This window comes from Neobacillus sp. (assembly GCF_031988165.1).
GTDB lineage: Bacteria > Bacillota > Bacilli > Bacillales > Cytobacillaceae > Neobacillus > Neobacillus rhizosphaerae.
Genome location: NZ_DALZYO010000006.1, coordinates 16,865 through 40,693, shown reverse-complemented (window position 1 = coordinate 40,693; position 23,829 = coordinate 16,865). Strand labels below are relative to the sequence as shown.

The 23,829-nt window shown below is 36.5% G+C and carries 25 protein-coding genes and 1 other annotated feature; of the genes, 11 read left to right on the top strand and 14 right to left on the bottom strand.

Features of this window, described 5'->3' with window-relative positions; all coding sequences use genetic code 11:
• On the top strand, positions 1-1,248 hold the full coding sequence (locus RTR43_RS04890; RefSeq protein WP_312470079.1) for a sensor histidine kinase: 1,248 nt from the start codon (positions 1-3) through the stop codon (positions 1,246-1,248).
• 110 nt (positions 1,249-1,358) lie between these two features.
• Positions 1,359-1,883, top strand: coding sequence for a PepSY-associated TM helix domain-containing protein (locus RTR43_RS04885; RefSeq protein WP_312470078.1), 525 nt, complete (start codon positions 1,359-1,361; stop codon positions 1,881-1,883).
• A gap of 92 nt (positions 1,884-1,975) precedes the next feature.
• On the opposite strand, the gene RTR43_RS04880 is transcribed toward RTR43_RS04885, so the two are convergent.
• Positions 1,976-2,872 (bottom strand): cupredoxin domain-containing protein, encoded by an 897-nt coding sequence (locus tag RTR43_RS04880; RefSeq protein ID WP_312470077.1) that lies wholly within the window; start codon positions 2,870-2,872, stop codon positions 1,976-1,978.
• A 163-nt stretch (positions 2,873-3,035) separates the two neighbouring features.
• Positions 3,036-3,170: a hypothetical protein gene (locus RTR43_RS04875; RefSeq protein ID WP_312470076.1), complete on the bottom strand. Its 135-nt coding sequence runs from the start codon at positions 3,168-3,170 to the stop codon at positions 3,036-3,038.
• Between the two features lie 154 nt (positions 3,171-3,324).
• Positions 3,325-3,540, top strand: a binding site (T-box leader).
• A gap of 33 nt (positions 3,541-3,573) precedes the next feature.
• Here RTR43_RS04875 and proS point away from each other — a divergent pair.
• A complete protein-coding gene (proS, locus tag RTR43_RS04870; RefSeq protein ID WP_396954534.1) occupies positions 3,574-5,019 on the top strand; it encodes a proline--tRNA ligase in 1,446 nt (481 codons plus the stop codon).
• Between the two features lie 605 nt (positions 5,020-5,624).
• The gene (locus RTR43_RS04865) at positions 5,625-6,185 is read left to right on the top strand and encodes a GNAT family N-acetyltransferase (protein WP_312470073.1); all 561 of its coding nucleotides are present in this window, start codon (positions 5,625-5,627) and stop codon (positions 6,183-6,185) included.
• 41 nt (positions 6,186-6,226) lie between these two features.
• On the opposite strand, the gene RTR43_RS04860 is transcribed toward RTR43_RS04865, so the two are convergent.
• Together RTR43_RS04860 and RTR43_RS04855 are read right to left on the bottom strand one after the other, a co-directional pair.
• Positions 6,227-6,814 (bottom strand): YdcF family protein, encoded by a 588-nt coding sequence (locus RTR43_RS04860; protein WP_312470072.1) that lies wholly within the window; start codon positions 6,812-6,814, stop codon positions 6,227-6,229.
• Positions 6,815-6,969: 155 nt separating this feature from the next.
• Positions 6,970-7,818, bottom strand: a complete 849-nt coding sequence (locus tag RTR43_RS04855) for a DegV family protein (protein ID WP_312470071.1) — start codon at positions 7,816-7,818, stop codon at positions 6,970-6,972.
• 415 nt (positions 7,819-8,233) lie between these two features.
• On the opposite strand from RTR43_RS04855, the gene hmpA reads away from it, so the two are divergent.
• The 5 genes from hmpA to RTR43_RS04830 all read left to right on the top strand — a co-directional run bounded on the left by hmpA (position 8,234) and on the right by RTR43_RS04830 (position 13,130).
• Entirely contained in the window at positions 8,234-9,448 is a 1,215-nt protein-coding gene (gene hmpA / locus RTR43_RS04850; RefSeq protein WP_312470070.1) for an NO-inducible flavohemoprotein, read from the top strand.
• A gap of 547 nt (positions 9,449-9,995) precedes the next feature.
• The gene (locus RTR43_RS04845; protein ID WP_312470068.1) at positions 9,996-10,769 is read left to right on the top strand and encodes an SGNH/GDSL hydrolase family protein; all 774 of its coding nucleotides are present in this window, start codon (positions 9,996-9,998) and stop codon (positions 10,767-10,769) included.
• Positions 10,770-10,782: 13 nt separating this feature from the next.
• Positions 10,783-11,697, top strand: a complete 915-nt coding sequence (locus tag RTR43_RS04840; RefSeq protein WP_312470066.1) for an ABC transporter ATP-binding protein — start codon at positions 10,783-10,785, stop codon at positions 11,695-11,697.
• Positions 11,690-12,670, top strand: coding sequence for an ABC transporter permease (locus tag RTR43_RS04835; protein ID WP_312470065.1), 981 nt, complete (start codon positions 11,690-11,692; stop codon positions 12,668-12,670). Before RTR43_RS04840 ends, RTR43_RS04835 begins: the two co-directional genes overlap by 8 nt.
• A gap of 91 nt (positions 12,671-12,761) precedes the next feature.
• Complete coding sequence (locus tag RTR43_RS04830) at positions 12,762-13,130, top strand: VOC family protein (protein WP_312470064.1); 369 nt, start codon at positions 12,762-12,764, stop codon at positions 13,128-13,130.
• Positions 13,131-13,299: 169 nt separating this feature from the next.
• On the opposite strand, the gene RTR43_RS04825 is transcribed toward RTR43_RS04830, so the two are convergent.
• A complete protein-coding gene (locus RTR43_RS04825; protein ID WP_312470063.1) occupies positions 13,300-14,523 on the bottom strand; it encodes an NAD(P)/FAD-dependent oxidoreductase in 1,224 nt (407 codons plus the stop codon).
• A gap of 289 nt (positions 14,524-14,812) precedes the next feature.
• On the opposite strand from RTR43_RS04825, the gene RTR43_RS04820 reads away from it, so the two are divergent.
• Positions 14,813-15,376, top strand: coding sequence for a hypothetical protein (locus RTR43_RS04820; RefSeq protein ID WP_312470062.1), 564 nt, complete (start codon positions 14,813-14,815; stop codon positions 15,374-15,376).
• Between the two features lie 65 nt (positions 15,377-15,441).
• On the opposite strand, the gene RTR43_RS04815 is transcribed toward RTR43_RS04820, so the two are convergent.
• From RTR43_RS04815 to RTR43_RS04780, 8 genes are all read right to left on the bottom strand, one after another.
• A complete protein-coding gene (locus tag RTR43_RS04815; protein ID WP_248733374.1) occupies positions 15,442-15,657 on the bottom strand; it encodes a twin-arginine translocase TatA/TatE family subunit in 216 nt (71 codons plus the stop codon).
• Positions 15,658-15,729: 72 nt separating this feature from the next.
• The gene (locus tag RTR43_RS04810; protein ID WP_312470060.1) at positions 15,730-16,323 is read right to left on the bottom strand and encodes a hypothetical protein; all 594 of its coding nucleotides are present in this window, start codon (positions 16,321-16,323) and stop codon (positions 15,730-15,732) included.
• Between the two features lie 102 nt (positions 16,324-16,425).
• Positions 16,426-17,628, bottom strand: a complete 1,203-nt coding sequence (dltD, locus tag RTR43_RS04805) for a D-alanyl-lipoteichoic acid biosynthesis protein DltD (protein WP_312470059.1) — start codon at positions 17,626-17,628, stop codon at positions 16,426-16,428.
• Positions 17,625-17,861, bottom strand: coding sequence for a D-alanine--poly(phosphoribitol) ligase subunit 2 (gene dltC / locus RTR43_RS04800; RefSeq protein ID WP_312470259.1), 237 nt, complete (start codon positions 17,859-17,861; stop codon positions 17,625-17,627). The genes dltD and dltC overlap by 4 nt, the downstream gene beginning before the upstream one ends.
• Before the next feature lie 5 nt (positions 17,862-17,866).
• Positions 17,867-19,033, bottom strand: a complete 1,167-nt coding sequence (gene dltB, locus RTR43_RS04795) for a D-alanyl-lipoteichoic acid biosynthesis protein DltB (protein ID WP_312470057.1) — start codon at positions 19,031-19,033, stop codon at positions 17,867-17,869.
• The gene (gene dltA, locus RTR43_RS04790) at positions 19,030-20,547 is read right to left on the bottom strand and encodes a D-alanine--poly(phosphoribitol) ligase subunit DltA (protein ID WP_312470055.1); all 1,518 of its coding nucleotides are present in this window, start codon (positions 20,545-20,547) and stop codon (positions 19,030-19,032) included. Before dltA ends, dltB begins: the two co-directional genes overlap by 4 nt.
• A 15-nt stretch (positions 20,548-20,562) precedes the next feature.
• The gene (dltX, locus tag RTR43_RS04785) at positions 20,563-20,712 is read right to left on the bottom strand and encodes a teichoic acid D-Ala incorporation-associated protein DltX (RefSeq protein WP_264760422.1); all 150 of its coding nucleotides are present in this window, start codon (positions 20,710-20,712) and stop codon (positions 20,563-20,565) included.
• Between the two features lie 344 nt (positions 20,713-21,056).
• Positions 21,057-22,079, bottom strand: coding sequence for a M42 family metallopeptidase (locus tag RTR43_RS04780; protein WP_396954537.1), 1,023 nt, complete (start codon positions 22,077-22,079; stop codon positions 21,057-21,059).
• 276 nt (positions 22,080-22,355) lie between these two features.
• Between RTR43_RS04780 and RTR43_RS04775 the strand changes: the two genes are divergently transcribed.
• Positions 22,356-22,667 carry a hypothetical protein gene (locus tag RTR43_RS04775; RefSeq protein ID WP_312470049.1) on the top strand — a complete coding sequence of 104 codons (312 nt, stop codon included), beginning with the start codon at positions 22,356-22,358 and terminating at the stop codon, positions 22,665-22,667.
• Between the two features lie 44 nt (positions 22,668-22,711).
• On the opposite strand, the gene corA is transcribed toward RTR43_RS04775, so the two are convergent.
• On the bottom strand, positions 22,712-23,662 hold the full coding sequence (corA, locus tag RTR43_RS04770) for a magnesium/cobalt transporter CorA (protein ID WP_312470048.1): 951 nt from the start codon (positions 23,660-23,662) through the stop codon (positions 22,712-22,714).
• Positions 23,663-23,829: the final 167 nt, after the last annotated feature.

The window sequence follows — 23,829 nt, the reverse complement described above, 5'->3', positions numbered from 1 at the left end:
ATGTTTCGACAAACACATATCCGACTTACAGTTTTAAATTCACTTGTGTTTATTATCTTAATCAGTATCCTTGGGAGCATCATCTATATTTATACGGAGAATAGATTATATAAGAATGTTAACCAGTCGTTACTTGAATCAGCTTATCAAAAACAGCAGTCCTTGACGAGACAAGGTGTAAATGATGCTGGACCAGGTCCAAGATTCATGCAGAGAGATCCAAGGATCATGATATTATTATGGGATAAGGATCATATAGTTGAGCCAAACCGTGAATCAGCCATTTTTCAGGGTAACGAAAAGATCGTTAAGCCCCAAAAAATAGATACTTTTCAAGATATTAAAGTAGAAAATTTCTCTTATCGGTATTTAGCCTTCCAAGTCGAACATCCGGTATATGGGAAATTAACTTATCAATTCATTCGCAATGTGAATTCAGAACAGGAATTATTGGATCAGCTTTTATTAATCATGCTGATTGGCTGTGGTGTTGGGGTACTTTGTGCGGTAGCCTCAGGATATTTCTTAGCTGGCAGGGCGCTCGTCCCGATTAAGAATGCCTGGCAAAAGCAACAGGAGTTTGTTTCTGATGCCTCGCACGAGTTACGAACACCACTGGCGGTTATCCAAGCCAAAACAGATTTGCTTTTCCGTGCTCCAGCAGCAACAATCCAAGAAAAGATTACAGATGTTTCAACGATTTCAAAGGAATCGAGACGTCTTTCTAAATTGGTTACAAATTTGTTAACACTAGCTAGATCTGATTCTGATCAAATTGAAATGAAGAAGGATATTTTCCAACTAGACGAGCTTTTAAAAGAAATTATTCAAGATTACGAAGAAATAGCCATGTATCAAGAAAAGTTGTTACGTTTAGATGCAGATGAGCCTGTTAGATTTTTGGCAGATAAAGAAAGGATTCACCAGTTGATTGTTATTCTTTTGGACAATGCCATGAAATACACGAAGGAAGGCGGAGAAATCCTTCTCTCATGTACACAAAGTCACTCTTCGATTTATCTTCAGGTTAAAGATAATGGAATTGGCATACCCGAAAAAGACATAACAAAAATCTTTGATCGTTTCTATCAAAGTGATAAAGCCCGGACTGCCGCAGAAGGAACAGGGCTTGGATTATCGATTGCAAAATGGATCATTGAGAAACACCACGGAAAAACGAAGGTCCAAAGCACCATTGGTCAGGGAACAACAATTGAAATAATTTTTCCAAGAGCCCAAAAAAGTTAATTTTGGGTTCTTTTTTTAAGAAAATCTTAAGGAATTCCTTTCATAATGAGTGTATCAATGGCACAAACAAATGTTGTGCACCATGAATATCTGAAGGGAGAAATATATTAATGAAAAAAATGAGAAAGGCACATTTATGGATCGGCTTAATTGCTTCCGTATTAATTTTTATCGAGTCTGTGACTGGATTGTTGATGAATGAGCCGTGGTTAATTGGTCAATCACAAATTGAAGTGGGAAGAGGTAATTTCCAACCGGGACAATTTAATCAAGGACAAGCTACCCAAGGAACGACACCAGATTCAGGCCAAGCTAACGGCCAAACTGATGGTCAGTGGCAGGGACAGAATGGTTTTAATGGAGGTGGACAATTTCAGGGCCAGCGAGGATTTGGCGGCAACGGAAATTTTAACGGAGGATTTCGAGCACGGGAGTCTCAAGGAATGCTAGGCACTATTCGTAGCCTCCACGAAGGAAGAATTGGCAATACAAACATTAAGTGGATAATGGACTTAGCTGCCATTGCGATGATTTTTCTAACTGGTTCAGGTATTTATTTATCGATAAAGGTTCTCCGTGCGGAGAGGAAGAGAAAGAACCGTCAGAACGATGACCTAGAGGGAATATCAAACTAAAAAATAGGCTGCCGAGAATCATCGGCAGCTATTATTTTGGCTTCAATATGCATGTGAAATATTTCTATCCAAATGATGATTTCCTTTTTTTTCTATTCAACAATAACTGTTCCTTTATACATTTTCATACCACAGCTAAAGGTGTATTCGCCTGTTTTATCAGGAGTAAAGGTTAATTTCGTTGTACCGGTTTTAAGGTTGATGTTGTTTAAATTAAAATCTGGCATCATAAAGGTTGAAAAGCAGCTATTATTACCGGGATTTTCAATTTCAAGTTCCACTGGTACACCTTTTTTTACGCGGAGTACGTTAGGAGTGTACCCTTTATTAGTGACTTGCATCTTGATTTTTGGAGTACTTTCTTTCGTAACATCCACTTCCGTTTTATCAGCGGTTGAACCGCTTGCATCTTGGTTAACTTGTGTTTGTGCTTGAGCTGAATCATTTTTACCAGGAATTTTGACCATATCACTGCTATACATAAATAAAAACAAAGATACAATCACAACTCCTCCTGCAATAATGGCAAAAGGCGAAAGCTCTTCTGTATCAAGGGTAAATTTATTGTTCGTTTCCACGAAAATAAACGCTATCACGAATCCAATAATGACCACATAAAAGCCTAATAAAATACCCAACAAAATTGTCGGATTGATAAATTGGATAAAGACACCAAGTATTGCGCCAATGATTCCGCCCATCAACCCAGAAATAGATCCCATGAGGATGGCCAAAATTCCGACGGGATGTCCAGCTAAGAATCCAATCACAAAACCAATAATCATACTAACACCAACGACTAGAAACATCTCACCAGAGAGAATTCCGGTGATACTACCGGAAAGAAGTCCAGTTATGACCGCAATAACCATGCTGATCATAATTCCTGATAGGTTCGTCAGTTTATCTTTATTATGGTATACAAGATAAATAGAATAACCGGTGCCAATAGCAACGATCGCTGCTGAAATAATCGAAAAAACTGTCATTTTATAGCTCCTCTTATGTGAATTTAATAGATTGAATAAAATAAACAACATAAGAGTATTATAAATGCAAATACCCAATTCAAATTTGTATATTACGTGATTAATATGAATTTTTTATGAATCTTGCTGAAGATAATTGTTCAGGAAGAATATTGGGAGAAGGCTATTTATCTATTTCTTTATCAAGTGTATTTTTATAAATTCTCTTTAGGGCTTCATTTTGCATTTTGATGTAATCAAGTAAAAATTCTTTTTCTTCTTCCTCTTGCTCGAATTCATTCTTTTCATCTTTCTTCATGCACATCACCCCGTTTTTTCTAATAATTGCATTTTAACCTACTTATTGTTTAGTTTAAAGAGGAGAATGGTGAGTATTTGAGGCAATTGATAAAAATTTTCCACGATAGAATTGACTTTTGAACTTGGGAACTATATAATTTTCAAAAAATACTATTGAAACAATGACGGGGATTAGTAAATTGAAAATGTCTTACCAAGAGAGGAAACCACTGGTGCGAGGTTTCTTAAGACGATCATTTGAACCTGCCTCCGAGTTCTGTATCGGATTAAATTGAAGATACATGCGGATAAAGTCCGTTATCATGGAAAGAGTATAAAGCAATGGCTTTATGAATTTAGGGTGGTACCGCCAGGCCTTGGTCCCTTTTTAGGATCAAGGCCTTTTTATATTCAAAAAAATAATGAGGTGTCAAAAAATGGCTAAAGAATTTGTAAAAGATGTCACTGCGATGGACGAGGATTTCGCCCAGTGGTATACAGATGTAGTTACGAAAGCAGATTTAATTGATTATTCAAGTGTTCGCGGTTCGATGATCATCCGTCCATACGGATATGCTTTATGGGATAATATTAAAAATGAACTTGATCACCGTATCAAAGAAACTGGGCATGAAAATGTTTATATGCCATTATTTATTCCAGAAAGCTTGCTGCAAAAAGAGAAGGATCATGTTGAAGGCTTTGCACCTGAAGTAGCATGGGTTACCCATGGTGGGTCTGAACCATTAGCAGAAAGATTGGTTGTCCGCCCAACGTCAGAAGTTCTTTTTTGCGAGCATTACAGTAATATCATTCATTCGTATCGTGATTTACCAAAACTATATAACCAATGGGCAAATGTTGTCCGCTGGGAAAAAACAACTCGTCCATTCCTTCGTACCTTAGAGTTTTTATGGCAGGAAGGACATACAGCCCACGCGACTGATGAGGACGCCATGGAAGAAACGATTAAGATGCTGAATGTTTATGCTGAACTTTGTGAAACGATTCTTGCTATTCCAGTTGTAAAAGGGCAAAAGACGGAGAAGGAGAAATTTGCTGGTGCAAAAGCAACTTTCACGATTGAAAGCTTAATGCATGATGGTAAAGCACTGCAATCAGGTACTTCTCACCATTTTGGTACTGGATTTGCCGAGGCGTTTGGAATTCAATACACCGACAAAGAAGGAAAACTGCAATATGTGCATCAAACATCATGGGGCTTTACAACAAGGATTATCGGTGCCTTAATCATGGTACACGGTGACGACCGCGGACTTGTGATTCCACCAAAAGCAGCTCCAACTCAAGTCATGATTGTGCCGATTGCCCAGCATAAAGAAGGGGTCCTTGATTTTGCCTATGATTTGAAGAAGTCGCTTGGACAGGTTGCACGTGTCAATATTGATGCAAGTGATAAAAAGCCAGGCTGGAAATTCAACGAATACGAAATGAAGGGAATCCCAGTCCGACTTGAAGTGGGACCAAAAGACATCGAAAATAAACAGGTTGTGCTGGTAAGAAGAGATACCCTTGAGAAAGTAATCGTTCCTTTAGAGCAATTAGATACAAAGCTTGTGGAATTATTGGATGACATTCAATCAAATTTATATAACAAAGCATTAATGCATCGTGAAGAAAGAACATCAATTGCTGAAAACCTTGTGGAATTAAAAGAAACTCTAGAAGCAAAACCTGGTTTTATCAAAGCGATGTGGTGCGGCGAATTAGCCTGTGAGGAAAAAATCAAGGAAGATACAGGAGCAACATCAAGATGTATCCCATTTGAGCAAGAACAGGTCTCAGATAAATGTGTTTGCTGCGGAAAAGACGCGAAACAAATGGTTTATTGGGCAAAAGCATACTAAAAATAACTTTTTGACAGGGCTCTTCCATACTGGAAGAGTCTTTTTTGACTCTGTTAATTATTATTTTTGTTTATGGTAATTGGACCAGAGATTTAATCACCTTTACGGTCGCCTATCCCCAATCTAAGTGACCAGATTCTCTGTTTTTCCATGGATAGGGTAGCGTAGAAGCAGACCTCTATAAACCAATATTTCAACAAAGCTCTTTTTTCATAGATTGTTACTTTTATTGAAATGTATGGATGATCTGACAACTACCCTTCGATTAGCTGATATATCATAAAAAGTCGCTGATAAAGCAACAAAACCCCTGAATAAGCTAAATATAGCAAGCTCTTTTTAGAGAAAAATTGGGGGATTTCGCATTTATAATCATGAAGAGAATAAAAATTGCCATCCGAATCAATGGAAATAGGCAGATTTAGTAAAAAAAGCAACAATATTTGCGAAAACAGCCTTCAACAAAGACTTTTTTATCAAAACCTTCATTTTTTTCGAAAGGAATAGGCGAAAAGGTTTTTATAGTCAAATTATTTTTGCTCCCAAAGTGTAAAGGATTTTCAATAATTCTAGCGAATGTATTACTATCAGAGGAGGAAAAGATTATGAAACCGATCCTAAATGATTTTCCAGAAGAGTTTTATACTGAGAGATTGTTCATACAAAAGCCAATGCCTGGAGATGGGAAAGCGGTATATAAGGCAATTCAGGCATCATTAAATGAACTGAAGCCTTGGCTGCCGTTTGCACACAAAGAACAAATACAACAGGATGTAGAGGCAAATATTCGGGACGCACACGCCAAGTTTTTAATCAGAGAGGATTTAAGACTGCACATATTCAATCGGGAAACAGGAGAATTCATCGGTTCTTCTGGTTTACATAGAATCAACTGGGATGTGCCAAAGTTTGAAATTGGTTATTGGATTGATACGAGATATACTGGAAAAGGCTACATGACTGAGGCAGTAGAGGGAATCATGAATTTTGCTTTCAGTGAGTTAAAAGCAAGAAGGGTTGAGATTCGCTGTGATCCTAGAAATATAAGAAGTAAAGCTATTCCTGAACGATTAGGTTTTGTTTTAGAAGGAATTTTAAAAAATGATGGTACTTCTGCAGATGGCAAAGAAATTCGCGATACATGTATATATGCAAAAATAAAGTGATAAATGAAAGAAGAGCCCGACTAGGAGGTCGAGCTCTTCTTTCAATCAAGGAGATATCTTTTCAAGTAGAATTTTGTAATCGCCAAATATTCACGGGTATAGGATTTGAACACTGCCTTCAATGGGGTTTTTGCCGGTAGTCCATTCACAGCTAAATCCTGATCACGGGCAATTGAAATCGCTCGATAGAGATGGAAATTATTAGTAACGATAAGTCCGAGGTTAGCATCTTGTGGGATCAGCTTTTTTGAAAAACTAATATTTTCATAGGTATCAGTGGAACGATCCTCTAAAATAATCCTCGACTCACCAATCCCTTGCTTTACTAGTTCTCTTTTGATTGATTCCGCCTCAGAAATTTCTTCTCCAGGACCTTTTCCTCCTGATGCAATGACGAGTGTTTCTTTGTTTTTCTTTAAATACGCAGCTGCGGCATTAATTCTGCTAGCAAATGCCAGTGAAGGGACCGTACCTTTCACTCTTGCCCCAAGCACGATTAAATAATCTGCGTTCTTTGGTGCTTCCACATGGCTATACTGACTTATTTTAAATTGCAGCAGGCCAACATAGATCACTCCAAAAGCCACTAGAAAACCAAGTGTTGATATCATTCTTTTCTTTTTCTTCATCTTTTCCAATCCATTTCTACATTATTATTAGCAATCGCATTAAGAGTACAATCATATTTTGATAGTACCATAAAATAACATTTTTTGATATTTTTTTAAAAAATGAAAAAGGCACATAAACTTTCATGTGCCTTTAAGCCATCGATATTAGTTTTTTATTCACAAACCCAGGAAAGTCCTAGTGTTCCAACACCTGTATGGACACCGGCAACGGTTATTAGCATCAAGATTTCTGTTTCTAAATTTGGAAGTGTTTCCTTAATATATTTTTCAAGCTCGGTTGCTTTTTTAAGGTCATTAGCATGGACGATGGCTACTTTACTGACCGTTTTTGTTTCAAGGTCTTCTTTTAATTTATTTACCAGCCAGGCTATGGCCTTTTTTTCGGTACGAACTTTATCTTTAATCCTTGCTGCTCCCTCTTCAATCGATAAAATCGGCTTGATATTAAAAAGAGAAGCTAATATTTTTTGACCTCCGGATACTCGACCGCTTTTCTGAAGCTGATCTAGATTTGATGGAACTAAATACAATCGAGTGTGTTCGCGTAATCCCTTTAATTGTGTAACCACTTTATTAACATCAAGCCCTTGTTCTACTAGGTCAATGCCTTTTTTTATTAAAAATGAAAGTGGGAAAGAACCTGTTTGTGAATCAATGGCATACAGTTTAAAGTCTTCCATCTCAGCAGCCATGACCGATGATTGATAGGTACCAGTTAAAGTACTAGAAGCATGAATGGCGATACCAAAATCGTAGTTTTCCTTTAACTCCTTATAAAGATCCACAAAGTCTGAAATTGACGTCTGGGAGGTTTGGAATTTCCCTTCTTCATCTTTCATTCGTTCATAAAATTCCTGTTCAGTAATATCAACCGTTTCTTTGTAGAATTCATTGTTAATGACAACGTGCAAGGGAATAACATGTATTTGATGCTGCTCAATAAATTCTTTGCTGAGCGAAGCCGTTGTGTCGGTAATCCACGCAATTTTTGCATTGTTCATATTAATCCTCTTCCTTCAGTAGAATTCTCTAAATAGTGCCCGTAACACATGTTCGTTTATTCATTACATAAATAATGACCGAGGTCATGTTGTCTTGTTAACCAGATTCAACAATACAAGAATGAATACTTTCCTACTAGTTATATTTGTCATGTTGAAAAATGAAAACTTTGTGAAGTTTTGTGGTTGAAAAAGAAGGTGAAATCTAAAGGAATCCCCAGTTAGAAACCTAATTTTCAATGAGGTTTCTTTTTGGTAAAAAGCAATAACATCTTCGATTTCATAGAAATTCAGGATGATTGGTTTAGATCAAATTATTCAAAAATAACAATATGTGATTTAAATCACTTATCCATTGCGTTAAATTTCATATAATCACTATGCACATAGTAAAAACACACAAGGAGTGTTTAGTTTGTTAAATCAAAAAACAATTGAAATCATTAAATCAACGGTACCAGTACTAGAAAAACATGGAGAAACAATTACCACTCGATTTTACCAATTGATGTTTGGGAACCATCCAGAATTATTAAATATTTTTAATCATGCCAATCAAAAACAAGGCAGACAGCAAAAAGCACTTGCAGGAACGGTATATGCCGCTGCCATGTATATTGATAATCTTGAAGCGATTCTTCCAGTGGTAAAACAAATTGCTCATAAACATAGAAGTCTTGGAATTAAGCCTGAACATTATCCAATTGTTGGTAAACACCTTTTATTAGCGATTAAGGATGTGTTAGGAGAAGCAGCAACAGATGAAATCATTGATGCCTGGGGACAAGCATATGCTGTAATCGCTGATGCCTTTATCAGTGTTGAGGCAGAAATGTATGATGAAGCGGCGAATAAGCAGGGAGGCTGGGACGGTTTCCGCAACTTCGTTGTGGACCGAAAAGTGGTCGAAAGCGATGTTATTACCTCTTTCTACTTAATGCCTAAGGATAATAGGGGAATTGCTGATTTTATCCCGGGTCAATATATTAGTATTAAACTAGAAATTGTAGGTGAAAAGTACACACATATTCGCCAATATAGCCTCTCTGATGCTCCTGGTAAGGATTATTATCGGATCAGTGTTAAGAGAGAGGCAGGAACCGTAAATCCTGATGGAATGGTGTCCAATTATTTACATGATGGTGTGAACGTTGGAGATGTTTTAAAAGTAAGTGCCCCTGCAGGTGATTTTGTTTTAGATACGGAGAAAAATACTCCTGTTGTGTTACTTAGTGGTGGAGTAGGTTTAACACCAATGATGAGCATGTTAAAAACTGTTGTTGAAATTCAGCCAGAACGTAGTGTTACATTCGTCCATGCAGCTGCAAATGGGAATGTTCATGCACTAAGAGGAGAAGTAGAGGATTTGTCTGAACTTGAAAACGTAACTTCCTATTTCTACTATGATTCGCCTACTGAAGAGGACCGACGGAACAATCGCTTTGATGTTGAAGGTTATGTAACACGCGAATGGCTGAAAGAGAAATTGTCCATCAAGGATGCAGATTTTTATTTCTGTGGACCGGTTCCTTTTATGAAAACCGTTAATCGCTCATTATTAGAACTAGGAGTTAAGGACGGAAGAATTCATTTTGAATTCTTTGGACCTAAGGGGAATTTAGAAGAATAAGAAACAGTAAGCCGGCTTCTAACAGAAAGCTGGCTTTTTTTGTTGTATAGGAAATTATAAAATAATTAATTGTGGATAAATTGAAATAGTTCTCTGAATCCAGCTCCAGCGCCCAGCGGCTAGTGTACTTCGCTCTCCGCCCTACGATAAGTCAACATCGAATCGCTATCGCTCTTCGTGTTTCCTTTATCTCAGTTGGAGCGCTCCAGTCCATACGCCGCTAAACGGGCGCTTGCGCCTTTTGTTCTGAATTTCATCATGAATTATCATAAATAAATTACTATGATTAGCTAAGGTAGGATAAAATACCAATTAAACATTTAAATCAGGAAAAAAAAGGGCATGCCGATCCGTTGTCCAATCCAATAGGAAAGAATCATCGGTACGAACATAATCTGGAATCCACTTGTGGATTCCTTTTATCATCCCTGGAAATGTTAAGAAATTTCGAACCTTAAAGTATTTGTAGTAATATGTAGGAGTTGAAAGTTTGATTCAAATCTTAACTATGATTAAATTAAAGAAAAGGCCAGAAAGGATGAATTTCATGAATAAAAATGTCATACGTTCGATTACTGCCATAGCCGTATTATTTTGCCTCCTCTGGCTTATCGGGCTTGGCTGGGCAGTCGGTGAATATTATGCTGGAAAACCGGAGAAAGTTCCCGAGGCAAAGGTTAGCAAGAAGGTTGAAAATAAAAAAGGATTAACCATTGTGGCATTAGGTGATTCATTAACTAGAGGAACAGGTGATGAAACGGGAAAAGGCTATGTCGGTGACTTAATTGATGAAATTAAGGATAAAACAAAGCGTCCAGTACAGCTTACCAACCTTGGTATTATTGGTCAAAGATCTGATCAACTTCGAAGTCAAGTGCAGGAAACAGAAGTTGGTCGTCAGATTCAAAAGGCAGATATCGTATTGGTGACGATTGGTGGCAACGATTTGTTCCGCGGGGGTCAAGGATTATCAGATTTTAAAACAGATGAAATTGCAACGATTGAAAAAAAGTATCTTGATAACTTGAAATATATTTTTGACCAAATTCGCAAATACAATAGCAATGCTAATGTGTTTTTCATTGGATTGTATAACCCATTTATTGAATTAGATCAGGGAAAAGAAATGTCAAAGGTCGTTCGTCAATGGAATTATGATAGTGCAGAAGTAAGTGCCATCTATCCTAAAATCGTATTTGTACCAACATTTGACTTATTTGAATTAAGAGTGAATGATTATTTATATACCGACAAATTTCATCCAAATTCAAAAGGATATCGTTTAATTGCCGAAAGAGTGGCCTCATTGCTCACCTGGTAAGGAGAGGAAATCGATGGAGAAAAAAATTACGTTATCAGTTAAAAATATTAAAAAAGAAATTGGGAAAAGAGAAATCATTAAAGGGTTAACTTTTGATTTACAAGAAGGTGAAGTATTTGGATTCTTAGGTCCAAATGGTGCCGGTAAAACAACCACGATTCGTATGATTGTCGGTCTTATCAAACCAACATCAGGTGATATCCACATCTGTGGATTCAATATTGAAGAGGATTTTCAGGAAGCAATGAGCAACCTTGGTTGTATCGTTGAAAATCCAGAATTATATCCATATTTATCTGGCTATAATAATCTTCTCCATTTTGCTCGGATGATTGAAGGGGTAAGGGAAGAACGAATTAGCGAAGTAACTGAACTCGTGGGTTTAACAGAAAGAATTCATGATAAAGTAAAAACCTATTCACTTGGAATGCGACAGCGACTCGGAATTGCCCAGGCACTTTTAGGTGAACCCAAGGTGCTAATTCTCGATGAGCCGACTAATGGACTAGACCCGGCAGGAATTCGAGAGATGAGACAATTTATTCGTTTTCTGGCAGAAAAGGAAGGGCTAAGCGTCCTTGTTTCAAGTCATTTATTAAGTGAAATACAATTACTATGTGACAGGGTAGCCATTATTTCAAAAGGGACGATTATTCGTGTTGACACCGTCCAGCATCTGCTTGAAAATCGGGAACGAGTGGTTTGGCGCCTTTCTCCTTTTGAAAAAGGAAAACAGGTTTTAAGCATATTGACAACAATTGAAGAAAAAGAGGATGGTACCATCTTGACAGCGTTCGATGAGAAGAAAACACCAGAATGGAATAAACAACTGGTTGAAGCGGGTGTTTCGGTTATTGAAATCAATCGAAAAATGCCTGTGCTCGAAGACTTGTTCCTCGAATTAACGGGGGGTGATACCATTGAATAAGCTGATTCAAAATGAAATGATGAAGTTAATCGCCAAAAAGCGTCTAATTGTGATAGCGATTATCATAGGCGTTCTCGTAATGTTATTTACATATGCACAATACAAGCAAGTCCAAACACAACGTGAAAAACTCGGAACGAGTGATTGGAGAACCATTTTACAACAACAGATTGTTGATACCACTAATCGATTAAGTAGTAGCAGAATGACTGACGAATGGAAGAAACAGCTGCAAATATCCCTACAGCAACAAAAATACTATCTTGACCATGATATCAATCCCACTGAGCCGGGTGCACCAACGTTTATGAGAATTTTCTTGGAAAGCTCCATCGATTTATTCATCCCATTAATGGTTATGGTCATCGCCAGCGATTTGGTTTCGTCGGAGCACAGTCTTGGTTCGATTAAGCTGTTGTTGACGAGGCCGGTGAAAAGGTGGAAGGTATTATTAAGTAAATATCTCACCCTTTGCTTAGCGATTTCATTGGTCATTGCGATAGCAGGTATACTGTCCTATATAATTTCAGGAGTGGTATTTGGATATAAAGGCTGGGGCGCACCAATCTTAACCGGTTTTAATGTAACGGACTCAGGGTTAAACACCTCAGAAGTTAAACTTTTGAGCCTGTGGAAGTTTTTGTTAATGGATTTTGGGCTTGTGTGGTTTGTGGCTATTGTAGTGGGGACATTATCCTTCATGCTATCTGTATTAATCCGTAGTACTGCTGCAGGAATGGGAGTAATGCTCGCTGCCTTAATCTCTGGGGCTATTTTGAGTAATATGGTATCCTCATGGGAATCTGCCAAATATTTTTTTATGGTTAATTTGCGGTTAACTGATTATATGAAAGGAACGGCTCCTCCAATAGAGGGAATGAATCTCTCATTCTCGATGATGGTATTGTTCGTTTGGTGGGCAGTCGCTTTATTCGTTTCATTTTTTGTCTTTACTAAGAAAGACGTTTATTAAAGAAAAGATACGGTAAATCGGCACTTGTATTTGATAGAAAATTATAAATTTTATAAAATAGTTGAGTAGAAAGAAAAAAGGAGGGTGAAAAATGGCATTTACATTGAAAAAAATTGACCATGTTCAACTTGCCGCGCCAAAGGAATGTGAGGAAGCTGCCAGAGAATTTTTTGCCGGAATCCTCGGGCTAGTAGAGGTTGAAAAGCCAGAGGAATTAAAGAAACGGGGTGGGGTTTGGTTTGAATTCGGGACTTTTCAACTTCATATTGGGGTAGAAGAACCATTTTTACCAGCCAAAAAAGCTCATCCTGCATTTGTGGTTGAAAATATCGAAGAATTAAAAACTTATCTTAGCGAGAAGCAGGTTGCTTTTACTAGCGACGACAATCTCCCGGGAGCAAGCAGAATTCATCTATTCGACCCATTTGGTAATCGTCTTGAATTTTTAGAGTGGAAATAATTAAATGCAGTTAAAAAAACAGCCCAATTCCATATAATCGGAATAGGGCTGTTCGCCTTATAGGTAGGGGATGTAAGGCGTGTGCTATTAGGGATAATTCTAATCAATTGGTGGGCAGGGGGAGGGAAATCCTGCCGACAGTGAAAAAACACTTTTATCACAATCTTCGTTATTGTTTTACCGTAACTTTTATTTGCTCACGGCTAACACCAACGTGTTGCTTAATTATAAGAGATGGGCCGCCAAGATTAAACAGGTAGCGGGCCTCAATAACTTGCTTCATAAATGCTCCAAATAAGCCGGATAAGCGGAAATTACCTACTTTCCCAACAGCTGCCATCAGACCAATTGAGGCAACTGAACCCTTATGGTGATATTCAAATGCTTTTAACGATTCACCTCGTATGGTAGAAACAATATTCTTCGCACACAAAGGTGCTTGTTGAAGGGCCACTTGTGCTGTTGGTGCTAAAGCATTCTTTTCATCTTTCAAAAATAAAGAGCAATCGCCAATACTAAAGACATTGTTCATGCTTTTAACGCGAAGATAAGAATCTACTGCGATTTTGCCCTTAACAATTGGTAACCCCCATTGATGAACTATCGTGTTTCCTTTTACACCACATGACCAAATTAATGACCTTGTAGGAACTTCAATATTTTTTTCAAGTACAACTTTTTCAGGAGTACATTCAAGAATTTTCGTTCCAGTGATTAATTCAATATTTCGCTTTTCCAAAACGTCCATTGTATATTGAATGGACTGCTTAGGGAAAAACGGAATCACAGATGGTGCAGCCTCTATGGCAACAATTCTTATTTTTTCAAATGGAATATCGTGCTCTTTACATAATTTAGGCAAGCCATCAGCCAATTCTCCGAGCATCTCAATTCCAGTAAAACCGCCGCCAGCAACGACAAAGGTTAGTCGTGAAGGATCATGATCTTCTTTATAAAGGTTAAATTGATTAATGATATGATGATAAATAGCTTTTGAACTTCTAAAGCTTCGGATTTCTAACGCATTTTCCTTTATACCAGGAATACCAAACGTTTCAACCTCAAATCCAAGTGCAATTAATAAATAATCATAGTTAATCGTATCCCCGCCTTCAAGGTGCACAACTTGGCTTTTGATATCTACCGAAGATACGGATGCTTTAAGAAACTGTGTTTTGTTAGAATTGATTAGTTCAGGAATTGAGAGCGCAATCTGACGATCTGCAGCTGTGCCCACTCCTGTTTTGTGAAGCTGTGTTGTAAGGTAATGATAATCATGTTTATTAATTAAGGTAACATCGGCTTCACCAGATTTTAATAATTTTTCTAGGCTTTTACTTGTGATTAATCCCCCGTAGCCTGCACCAAGGATCACAATTTTTGGCTTTGTCATAACTCCCCACTCCTAACACCTAATAATAGGTATATTCTACGATTTATATTGTGAAGCATTTCACAATTGTGTACTTAAAAATTAGAGCATATGCTCTTGTTTTTTTCTTGTGAAATATTTCACATATCTTCTATATTCATAGGATACGATAATTAAAATAAAATCTCAAGTATTTTATCACTAAAATTTTGTCAAATTGGTAAATTTTTTTTTGAAAAAGGGGAATGATAATTTCGTGCCGAAAAAAATTGAAATGATATTCTAATCATGAAGTATGGAAGGTGAATTTATGAAGATGAAAATGTTATTATTGACCCTGGGGTTTTTAGTATCAGTTCCTGGTTTTTCTGAAGCAAACGGTAAACTGCCTAACACCAAGGGGGGGAATCCGGAAAATGCACCTTGTGATTGTCAGGAAGGCAAGCACCATCATAATATGCATAGAGATTGGCAATCTCATATGGCTGAAAAAGAGCAAAAACTTCTTTTATGGGTTGACCAATTTTCTCCTGATAAAAAGGCCGAATGGACTAAGGTTCTTGCTGAAAAGAAAACTCTCAGCAAAGAATGGATGAGTCCGGAAAATGCCGGAAAACGGGAACAGTGGAAAAAAGCGAAGTTGGCCAAAATGGAAGAGCTAAAAAAGCAATTTGATGAAGGTAAGTTAACGAAAGAGGAATTTATTAAAAAGGCACATGGTGGAAAAGAAATGGGGCATTGGAAAACGTTCCATGATTTAAGAATTGCAGTTGGGAAAAAAGACGAAAAACAAGCAAAGGTTCTTTTAAACCAACTATTGGTTCAAACCAAACAGCATAATCGACAGATAAAAGAAATGTTAAAAAAGGAATAACGGTAGAAGAAAGAGCCAATTCTAATTCTGGAATTGGCTCTTTCTTAGGAATTATTAATAAATTATTATTTCTTCAACTCTATTTTATCTTGTTTTACTTCTTTTATATCTTCTTTTAATTCTTCTTTAATATCCTCAGCGATTCCTTCGGTTGCTTTTTTAAATTCACGGAGTGATTTACCAAAAGCACGTCCAATTTCAGGGAGTTTATTCGGTCCAAAAATGACTAAGGCAACAGTAAGGATCAAAATTAATCCAGGTACACCAATATTTGAAAACATTTTTTCATCTCCCAAAACGAATAATATCATCAAGTTTATTATAACTTTTTGTACAACATTATTCTACTTTGATTAAGCGAATGTTGCGTGAATCATAAATAGAATTAAAAAGCCGATGGCTAGTTTAAAATGCCATTGATGATCTACTCTCTTAAAGCGCTTTAAACCCATTAAGATGAGAAATAACAAAATAACCATTGAAGCGATACCAGATAAATAGGTAAAGTTAAATTTAAATCCTCTGATAATGGCTAAAAGTCCGTGCAGTGCAACGATACCAGTTGATATGAGAGCGACAGGAACATGCCATTTCCTAGCCAGTTTAGCAAGGAATTGAAGAGGAGTTTTAGCCTGAAAATCTCCTAAATGAAGATTCTTTATCTTTTTAGATTTTAATAATAGATAAATCGGATAAATGGACAAAACGGAAAAATAACCAATTCTTGAAATGGAACCAAATTGTTTAAATATCCCTTTGTAATGTCGAAAATCTTGAGCAAACAATTGCTGGCGATTAAGAAAGATTACTATTATCCCAGTAATAATTAAAATTATCGTAACCAGAGAAAATAGAATAATGATTTTTCGTTCTTTTGGATTAGGAATAATATTGGATAAAAAACCAGATTTTTTAGTCGATGGTGAAGATTGAATAATTTTAATCACACACCTTTCATAATCAATTTAATGGTAGTATAACCAATAAATATTAAATTTTTATAAAAAGGCTATTAAAACATTCTAAATGAAAAAATAAAGTTGTTAGGGCTATCTTGCCCTAACAACTTCAACATCTATTTTTTTACCCTCATAAAAATCCTTTATTACCTTATCGGTATAAACCCAGCCTTTCCAGCCAATATGAATAGTATCCTTCATGAAGTATGGATCATATTCATGATTGGAAAAATCAGCAATTTGAAAACCTTCGGACTCGATTTGCTTCTTTATACGATCATAATACGCGGTACGGCCTTCTTTAGGAAAACCAGTATAGTCATACCATTTTCCGTTCACTGGAACAGAAATAAATAATGGTTCTGCCCCTGACTGTTTAAGAAGGTCAAGCACCAATTGGAAATCATTGTATTCAGGAGACTTACCATAGGATGCTCCTGATTTTTTATCCTTTAATGACGGTACCATTTTTCGAATTTTATTATATTGGCCATTAGTTACATAAAATTGATTATTTGTTGATCTTCTTTTACCATAATGATTGGCTTGATCAGCTAATTCTTCCCAGGTTTTGTTCCTTACCTTTGAGCTGAACTCCCTCTTATGAGGAATGCCGCCTACCAAAGTATAATAAAGATCCTTTTTCACCATCAATTCACGATAGGCAAAGGCAATAGGCCGAACTAGCGCTGCCTTTCTTTTGGTCCAAAGATTATCGGTTATCTCTGCTTTATACATGATTGATAGAAGTGGGTCGTTTTTAATGGGTGAAAATTTCAACAGCCGATGTATTGCTTTTCTCTTGATTGTTGGATCAATCCTTTTATTAAAAGCAAAATCGTATCCTTGTAGGGATGAATAATTAGGAACAAAATGGGATTCGTCAGTCCCATTCGGCTGGAACCATTGTGGCGACAAGACGAAAACAATTTTCTTTCCCTTAAGCTTACTAGTATGTTCAGAGAAATTTAATAAATGAATTAATGATTCCGTTCCACCTCGGCCAATGAGAAAAGGGGTAAAATTTTCTCCTGTTTCTTTAAAATAATTTGCCGGATGGAAACGATCAAGTCTTGCTAGTTCAGATGATCCATATATTGGCAAAAATTGTTGATCCTCCAGCATTTTTTGCTGAACATATTTACCTTGAAACATAAATGGATTTAATTCTGTTGCAGCCTGAGTGACTCTGGATTTTGGAATCATACTCTCAATCCATTTATTTGGTATCACTACCAAAATAACCATAACAAGAAAGGCTAGGATAATGGGTGAGAATACAGCTTTTTTCATTGCATATCAGCCAATTGAATAGCGATGTTGTTAGGTGTGTTCCAGATGTCACGATCGAACTCAGTGATCGGAACAAGTATGCCAAAACGTTCTTCGACTTGAACGAGTAATTCAACTGTCCCGAATGAATCTAATAAACCAGCGTCAAATAAATCAATATCTGGATTTTCCTTTACAATATCATCCTGGCAAATTTCAGCTAGTAAAGATATAACCTCTTTTTTGAAATCCATAGTGATCAAACTCCTTTATGAAATAATTGTCCTGAAAAAATATAAAACCCAAAGCAAATAACATGGAAGGTAATAATAATAGCAATAATATGTGTAACCTTATTTTGTGGCCACCATTTGTGCTTTTTATTAAACCGTTCAAATGAATTGTAAGCTACCATTAATAATGCGTGGTACACCCCATAAATTATATATTGTACCTCTAAGCCGTGCCATATTCCCATTAATAAAAACAGTAAAATATAGCCAAGGTTGGAGAGGAGGTTACGGTTTTTAATCCATTTCTTTTTGGTCATCCAAAAGACGAATCGCATATACACATAGTCTCTGAACCAAAAGGATAGGCTCATGTGCCAGCGATTCCAGAAGTCCTTAATATTCCGGCTAAGGAACGGCTTATTAAAGTTTTCTGGTGATTTAATGCCCATAATATAACTAATACCAATCGCAAAAGCACTGTACCCCGCAAAATCGAAAAAGAGGTAAAGACTATAAGCGTACATATAATAAAGTTGATTCTCAAAATGGCTGTGTGCAATAAATCTTAGATTGGTGATAAAAAAGTGATTAATTGAATAGCCGATAATGAACTTATATAAAAACCCGCGAAAAATTTTGTTGATTCCTTCATAAAGCAATAATTGGTATTGTTCCCCTGATATGCCAACTTCCAATTCTTTGTCAAAACGGCGATAACGGTCGATTGGACCCGATGAGATAGTCGGGAAAAATAAAATGTAATAGAGTAAGCGGGATAGGGGTAGATCCTTTTTTATCAGTCCATCCCTTGTTTCCATAATTAATTGCGTACCCTTAAAAGTTAAATATGAAATACCAAGAAAGCCAACAAAATTTACTACTGAAAAATAAGGCAGCACCTTCGAAAGGACCAATGGCAGGATCGAAAGGATAACTGCAAAATAAAAGATCGTGTTCCCATTGTTCTTTTTTCGATAGGCGATATATACCTTTATTAGAACAACTTGCCAAATTGTAAATACGATTAAGGCGACAGCTTGATTAATGGATGACGAGAAAATGATCCCTAAAGCAATAATCGTCACAAACATATTATAGGTATGAAATCTTTTTCCCTTTAAACCAAGAATAACCGTTGGTGCTAAAAGAACCGCAAGGATGAAAAAGAATGTAAAAGAACCATATGGTGTCATTGTAATACCATTTCCCTGAATTTTTTTCGATCCATTTTTCCGTTTGGTGTCATCGGAAGTTCTTCATAATAGGAGAACTTTCTCGGAATCATATAAGAGGGAATTACTTCAGAAAGTTCTTTCTTTATTGCGCTCGTTAATTGATATTCTTTTTCAAACTCATGGCTTGAAGGGATTATCGCCGCCAGTAAATAGTCAATTTTGTCATTTTGATAGACAGGAACGACTGCAGCTGATTTAACATATTTTGAATTGGAAATATGGTATTCAATCTCTTCTAATTCCATCCTGTAGCCATGAAGTTTTATTTGAAAATCAATCCGGCCTTTGTAAAAAATTAACCCCTCCTGATTGATATAGGCGGCATCACCAGTTCGATATGCCTGTTCACCTTCATAGTGAAAAAAGGTCTTTTCGGTTAGCGATTGTTGCCCTAAGTAACCTTTACTTACACTTGGACCAACAATAATCATTTCACCTTTTTCTCCAGGCTGGACCGCTAAGCCATTTTCATCAATAAATAGTATATGTGTATCTCCCTTTGGTTTACCAATTGGGAGATTCTGATACGTTGCTAATATTTCAGCTGTTACTTCAATTGAAGTGACAGCTACCGTTGCTTCTGTAGGTCCATAGGTATTAAATATTTTTGCCTTAGGGAACCGATCCATTAATTGTCGGCAAATCGCAACTGGCAGGATTTCCCCGCAAAATAAAAACACGCTAAGTTCAGGCAATAGTTCTTGTGTAAACGTTGGATCCATTAAACACATCTGGACAAAAGAGGGAGTCGAAGTCCATACTTGGGTCCTCGATTTTTCTAATGCTTCAAATAAAAGTTTAGGTCTTTCAATCATTTCCTTTGTTATCGCAAAAATGGTCCCACCTGTAGCAAGCGCAGGGTAAAGGTCCATGACAGAAAGATCAAACGAGTATGGCGCCTGATTTAAAAAGCGAAGATTGCCCGTTATTGGAAAATCTTTAACCATCCAATCGACAAAGCTCTGCAAATTTTTAGCAGATATTTGCACACCTTTTGGATTTCCTGTGCTTCCAGATGTATAAATAATATAAAAATTTTCTTCACCGTATACCCAATTAGACGGATCAATTGGCTCTTTAGTTTCTTGATTTTCCAAGATTTTATCAAAATTCACAACAGAAACTGTGGGATTATCCATCCCCATCTCTTGCCCGGAAGCATTGATAACCAATCCAGCTTGTGAACTATTAATAATTTTTATTACTCTTTCGATTGGAATCGAGGTATCTACAGGAATATAGGGTAGTCCTGCCTTTACACAGCCTAGGAAGGAGCTAATCATGGATGCATCCATATGACCATAAACTAGGACTGGCAGATGTCTTTCATTATTTTGTTTTAATAGATAAGCAGCAACTTGTTCTGATTTTCTCCAAAGTTCACCATAAGTGATTTCTTCTGAAGGAGAAATATATGCTAATGTTTCCGGAAGTGTAACTGCTGTGTTTCTTATTGTTTCTAACAGTTTCATATTGGTTTCCTCCCCTTAAAAATCGTTGTAAATATAGGACCCTGCGCTTGCATCGTTAAATCCGTACATAAAAAATAATAAAAGAAGAATAAGCAAATAGTAAACAAATCGGCCCATCCACTTTAGCTTTTGATTAGTAAAAAAAACTAGTAATCTTTTAATCATGGCGGTTTAACCCCCAAAGAAGTATTGTTGTAAATAGTCCAATTTCTTAACAAATAAGAAAAAATAAAGGAATTTTGAGTCAGAAGAACTCTCATTTTGCCATTTCTTTCCCTTTTAACTGCCTTAACTATCATAATGTGCTTTTTAGTTTGATGCAATTAAAATATGATTAAAAATAATTAAAATTTCACTTTCACCCATAAAATCAAATTAAAAAAAGACCGACGGATGTCCAATCGGTCTTGAATAATATTCATCTTATCTGGGCCCTATAGAGCATTTATTGAGTTTTTTTTGTCTAATTATTGAACAAAAAGTGAAGTGGTTGACCAGTTCACTTGTTTTTATAAAATTAAATCAGATTGAAGGTAATGATATAAAAGTTTGGCTGTATTTTCGATTGATGACTTGTGTGTCCTTTCAAAGGCATGTGATGAATCAATTCCTGGACCGATGAGGCCGTGAACAATATCATGCCCTGAACGGATGGCTGCAGATGCATCTGAACCATAAAAAGGGTAAATATCTAGTTTAAATTCAATATTATTTTCTTCAGCCAGGCGCACTAAATTTTTCCGTAATTCATAGTGATAAGGACCGCTCGCATCCTTTACACAGATGGAAACCGTATATTCATCTGTGGATTGTCCGTCGCCCATTGCCCCCATATCTACAGCTAAGTATTCAACTGTTTCTGGGGTAATATTGGAGTTGCCACCGTAGCCAATTTCTTCATTGTTCGAAATGAGGAAGTGAGTTGTATAAGGTAAGATAATATTCTCCGCTTTAAGCTGTTTGATTAATTGCAGGAGAATGGCCACACTCGCTTTGTCATCTAAGTGTCGGGACTTAATGTAACCGCTTGGAGTTACTTCTACCCGGGGATCAAACGCAACAAAATCACCTACTTCGATACCAAGTTTGCGGACTTCTTCGGCTGTATGTACTTTTTCATCAATCCGAATCTCGATATTATCCTGATTTCGTTCGGCTTTTCCAGCATCCTTATATACATGGACAGAAGTTTGATGCATTAGGATGGTTCCTGTATATTTTTTGCCTGCGCTTGTTTCAATTTGACAGTATTCACCCTCAATTGAATTGTACTTAAAACCACCAATCAAATCGATTTTTAATCTGCCGCTAGATTTTATTTCCTTTACCATCGCGCCAAGTGTATCGACATGGGCTGTCAGCATCCGATGTCTGCTCGAATCTTTTCCTTCAATTGTAGCTATTAAACCACCTTTTCGGTTCCTTATTGTTTTAATTTGCAGTTCTGCAAGGAATTTTTCGACAAAGGTGATAACCTCATTTGTGTTGCCAGAAGGGCTCGGAATGGAAACTAAATTCGTTAATAATTTCATGGTTTCTTCTGTATTTATATAAGCCACTTTATGTACCCCTTTCTGAATTTTCATTCTTTCCTATTATACAGCTAATTGAAAAGTTCATGTCAATAATCGTTTTTGTTGTTTTGGTCAACTTTTTAAGTTTGAGTGCATAGGTTATCTAATGATGAAATTTGATGTAGCAATGGTTAAATCCTTCTTTCATTGGAGATAAATGTTATTATTCAAACTATTTGAAAAATAAGGAGTGCTAAAAATTTTGCCCAAAAATGACAAGTGAGAGGAGAAAAATTGACCAGAGTAGAACTATATCAAAATAAGCCGAGGCAATCCTCATGGAAGGGTCTATTTTTTTTCATGATAGCGTGCATGATTCTTGCAATGGGCTTTTTCGTTTTTCGTTATTATTATCAGACCACCATAAAAATTGAAGCACCAACTGAGAAATTGGGACAAAAGGTTGTGATTCATCTGCCAAACGGACAAAAGGTGTTTACGTATGAAAATTTGATTTTTGAAAAAGATGGGAAGACCTATTATAAGGGAGAGCGGAACACGATCGATTTAACTGGAGGAACAGTTGACTATCAAGATTGGGAATAGGACTTTCAAAAAAGACTAGCCATTTCGCATGGCTAGTCTTTTCACTATTTAAACCACCCTTTCTTAGTAAACCAAATTGTCATTCCTACTCCGATTAAAAACATGAGGATCATGGCCGCGAAATATCCGTATTTCCACGTTAGTTCGGGCATATGAGTAAAATTCATACCATAAACACCAACAATGAAGGTTAGTGGCATAAAGATTGTCGTGATGACCGTCAAGACTTTCATGACATGGTTCGTTTCATTAGAATTGATGGAAATATAACTATCGCGTATATCGGTGGTAAGTTCCCGACTTGCTTCAATCATTTCCGTTAATTTAAGCAAATGATCATAAATATCAGAGAAATAGACTATTTTCCCTTGAATACTAGTTAATCGTTGTGAATTAAGAATTCTGTACAAAAGATCTCTCATCGGTGAAATCGTATGCCTTAAAGATAAAAGGTCATGCCTTGTGTCGAATAAATCCCTAAGCAAAGCCTCCATCGATCTTCCCTTTGAATTCTCATCAATTTCATTTAACTTATCATCAATTTGATTGACTAATGGAAAATAATTATCCACCATTTTATCGAGAACATGATAAAAGACGTGGGATGGGTCCCATTGATTGGCATTTGCAGATTGACTAAAACGATTCCAAACGTCGTCAATTTCAGTCGAAGGTTTATGATGAAACGTAACAATATAATTTCGGCTGAGAAAGAAATTAATCTCTTCTCTTTTAATTGATTTTTGGTTCAATGCCTGGGTTACAAAAAAGGCATAGTCTTCATAGTAATCAATCTTTGGACGTTGCAAATGATGGATACAATCCTCGATCGCTAGAGGATGGAAGGATAGCGGATCCCTAAGATATTCGATTTCCTTGTCGGTAGGTTGATTAAAATCTATCCAGTACCACTTGAAATCACCTGATACCAATTGCACAATGTCTATGTCCTTCACAAGTTGATTATTTTTTTTGATAGCAATCGTTCTTAACATATAACTCCCTACAATCTTTAATTATTTAAGATAGATAAAAAGACATTATCTAAATAATTTAAACATAATCAGAAGAAAAATGCTCTCTTAACAGTAACTCCAGTGGAATCTAATTTTCTAGAATAAAATTCCAACCATCGAGGAAACTAAGATGAAAGAAGCATGCC

Excerpts from the sequence above, each read along its gene's own strand:
- dltX (WP_264760422.1), bottom strand. The coding sequence starts at position 20,712 with ATGATTAAAAGATTACTAGTTTTTTTTACTAATCAAAAGCTAAAGTGG.
- RTR43_RS04840 (WP_312470066.1), top strand. The coding sequence starts at position 10,783 with ATGGAGAAAAAAATTACGTTATCAGTTAAAAATATTAAAAAAGAAATT.
- RTR43_RS04830 (WP_312470064.1), top strand. The coding sequence starts at position 12,762 with ATGGCATTTACATTGAAAAAAATTGACCATGTTCAACTTGCCGCGCCA.
- RTR43_RS04815 (WP_248733374.1), bottom strand. The coding sequence starts at position 15,657 with ATGTTTTCAAATATTGGTGTACCTGGATTAATTTTGATCCTTACTGTT.
- RTR43_RS04860 (WP_312470072.1), bottom strand. The coding sequence starts at position 6,814 with ATGAAGAAAAAGAAAAGAATGATATCAACACTTGGTTTTCTAGTGGCT.
- dltC (WP_312470259.1), bottom strand. The coding sequence starts at position 17,861 with ATGGATTTCAAAAAAGAGGTTATATCTTTACTAGCTGAAATTTGCCAG.
- RTR43_RS04825 (WP_312470063.1), bottom strand. The coding sequence starts at position 14,523 with ATGACAAAGCCAAAAATTGTGATCCTTGGTGCAGGCTACGGGGGATTA.
- corA (WP_312470048.1), bottom strand. The coding sequence starts at position 23,662 with ATGTTAAGAACGATTGCTATCAAAAAAAATAATCAACTTGTGAAGGAC.
- dltA (WP_312470055.1), bottom strand. The coding sequence starts at position 20,547 with ATGAAACTGTTAGAAACAATAAGAAACACAGCAGTTACACTTCCGGAA.
- dltD (WP_312470059.1), bottom strand. The coding sequence starts at position 17,628 with ATGAAAAAAGCTGTATTCTCACCCATTATCCTAGCCTTTCTTGTTATG.
- RTR43_RS04865 (WP_312470073.1), top strand. The coding sequence starts at position 5,625 with ATGAAACCGATCCTAAATGATTTTCCAGAAGAGTTTTATACTGAGAGA.
- proS (WP_396954534.1), top strand. The coding sequence starts at position 3,574 with ATGAGGTGTCAAAAAATGGCTAAAGAATTTGTAAAAGATGTCACTGCG.
- RTR43_RS04845 (WP_312470068.1), top strand. The coding sequence starts at position 9,996 with ATGAATAAAAATGTCATACGTTCGATTACTGCCATAGCCGTATTATTT.
- RTR43_RS04890 (WP_312470079.1), top strand. The coding sequence starts at position 1 with ATGTTTCGACAAACACATATCCGACTTACAGTTTTAAATTCACTTGTG.
- RTR43_RS04855 (WP_312470071.1), bottom strand. The coding sequence starts at position 7,818 with ATGAACAATGCAAAAATTGCGTGGATTACCGACACAACGGCTTCGCTC.
- RTR43_RS04880 (WP_312470077.1), bottom strand. The coding sequence starts at position 2,872 with ATGACAGTTTTTTCGATTATTTCAGCAGCGATCGTTGCTATTGGCACC.
- RTR43_RS04820 (WP_312470062.1), top strand. The coding sequence starts at position 14,813 with ATGAAGATGAAAATGTTATTATTGACCCTGGGGTTTTTAGTATCAGTT.
- dltB (WP_312470057.1), bottom strand. The coding sequence starts at position 19,033 with ATGACACCATATGGTTCTTTTACATTCTTTTTCATCCTTGCGGTTCTT.
- RTR43_RS04885 (WP_312470078.1), top strand. The coding sequence starts at position 1,359 with ATGAAAAAAATGAGAAAGGCACATTTATGGATCGGCTTAATTGCTTCC.
- RTR43_RS04780 (WP_396954537.1), bottom strand. The coding sequence starts at position 22,079 with ATGAAATTATTAACGAATTTAGTTTCCATTCCGAGCCCTTCTGGCAAC.
- RTR43_RS04875 (WP_312470076.1), bottom strand. The coding sequence starts at position 3,170 with ATGAAGAAAGATGAAAAGAATGAATTCGAGCAAGAGGAAGAAGAAAAA.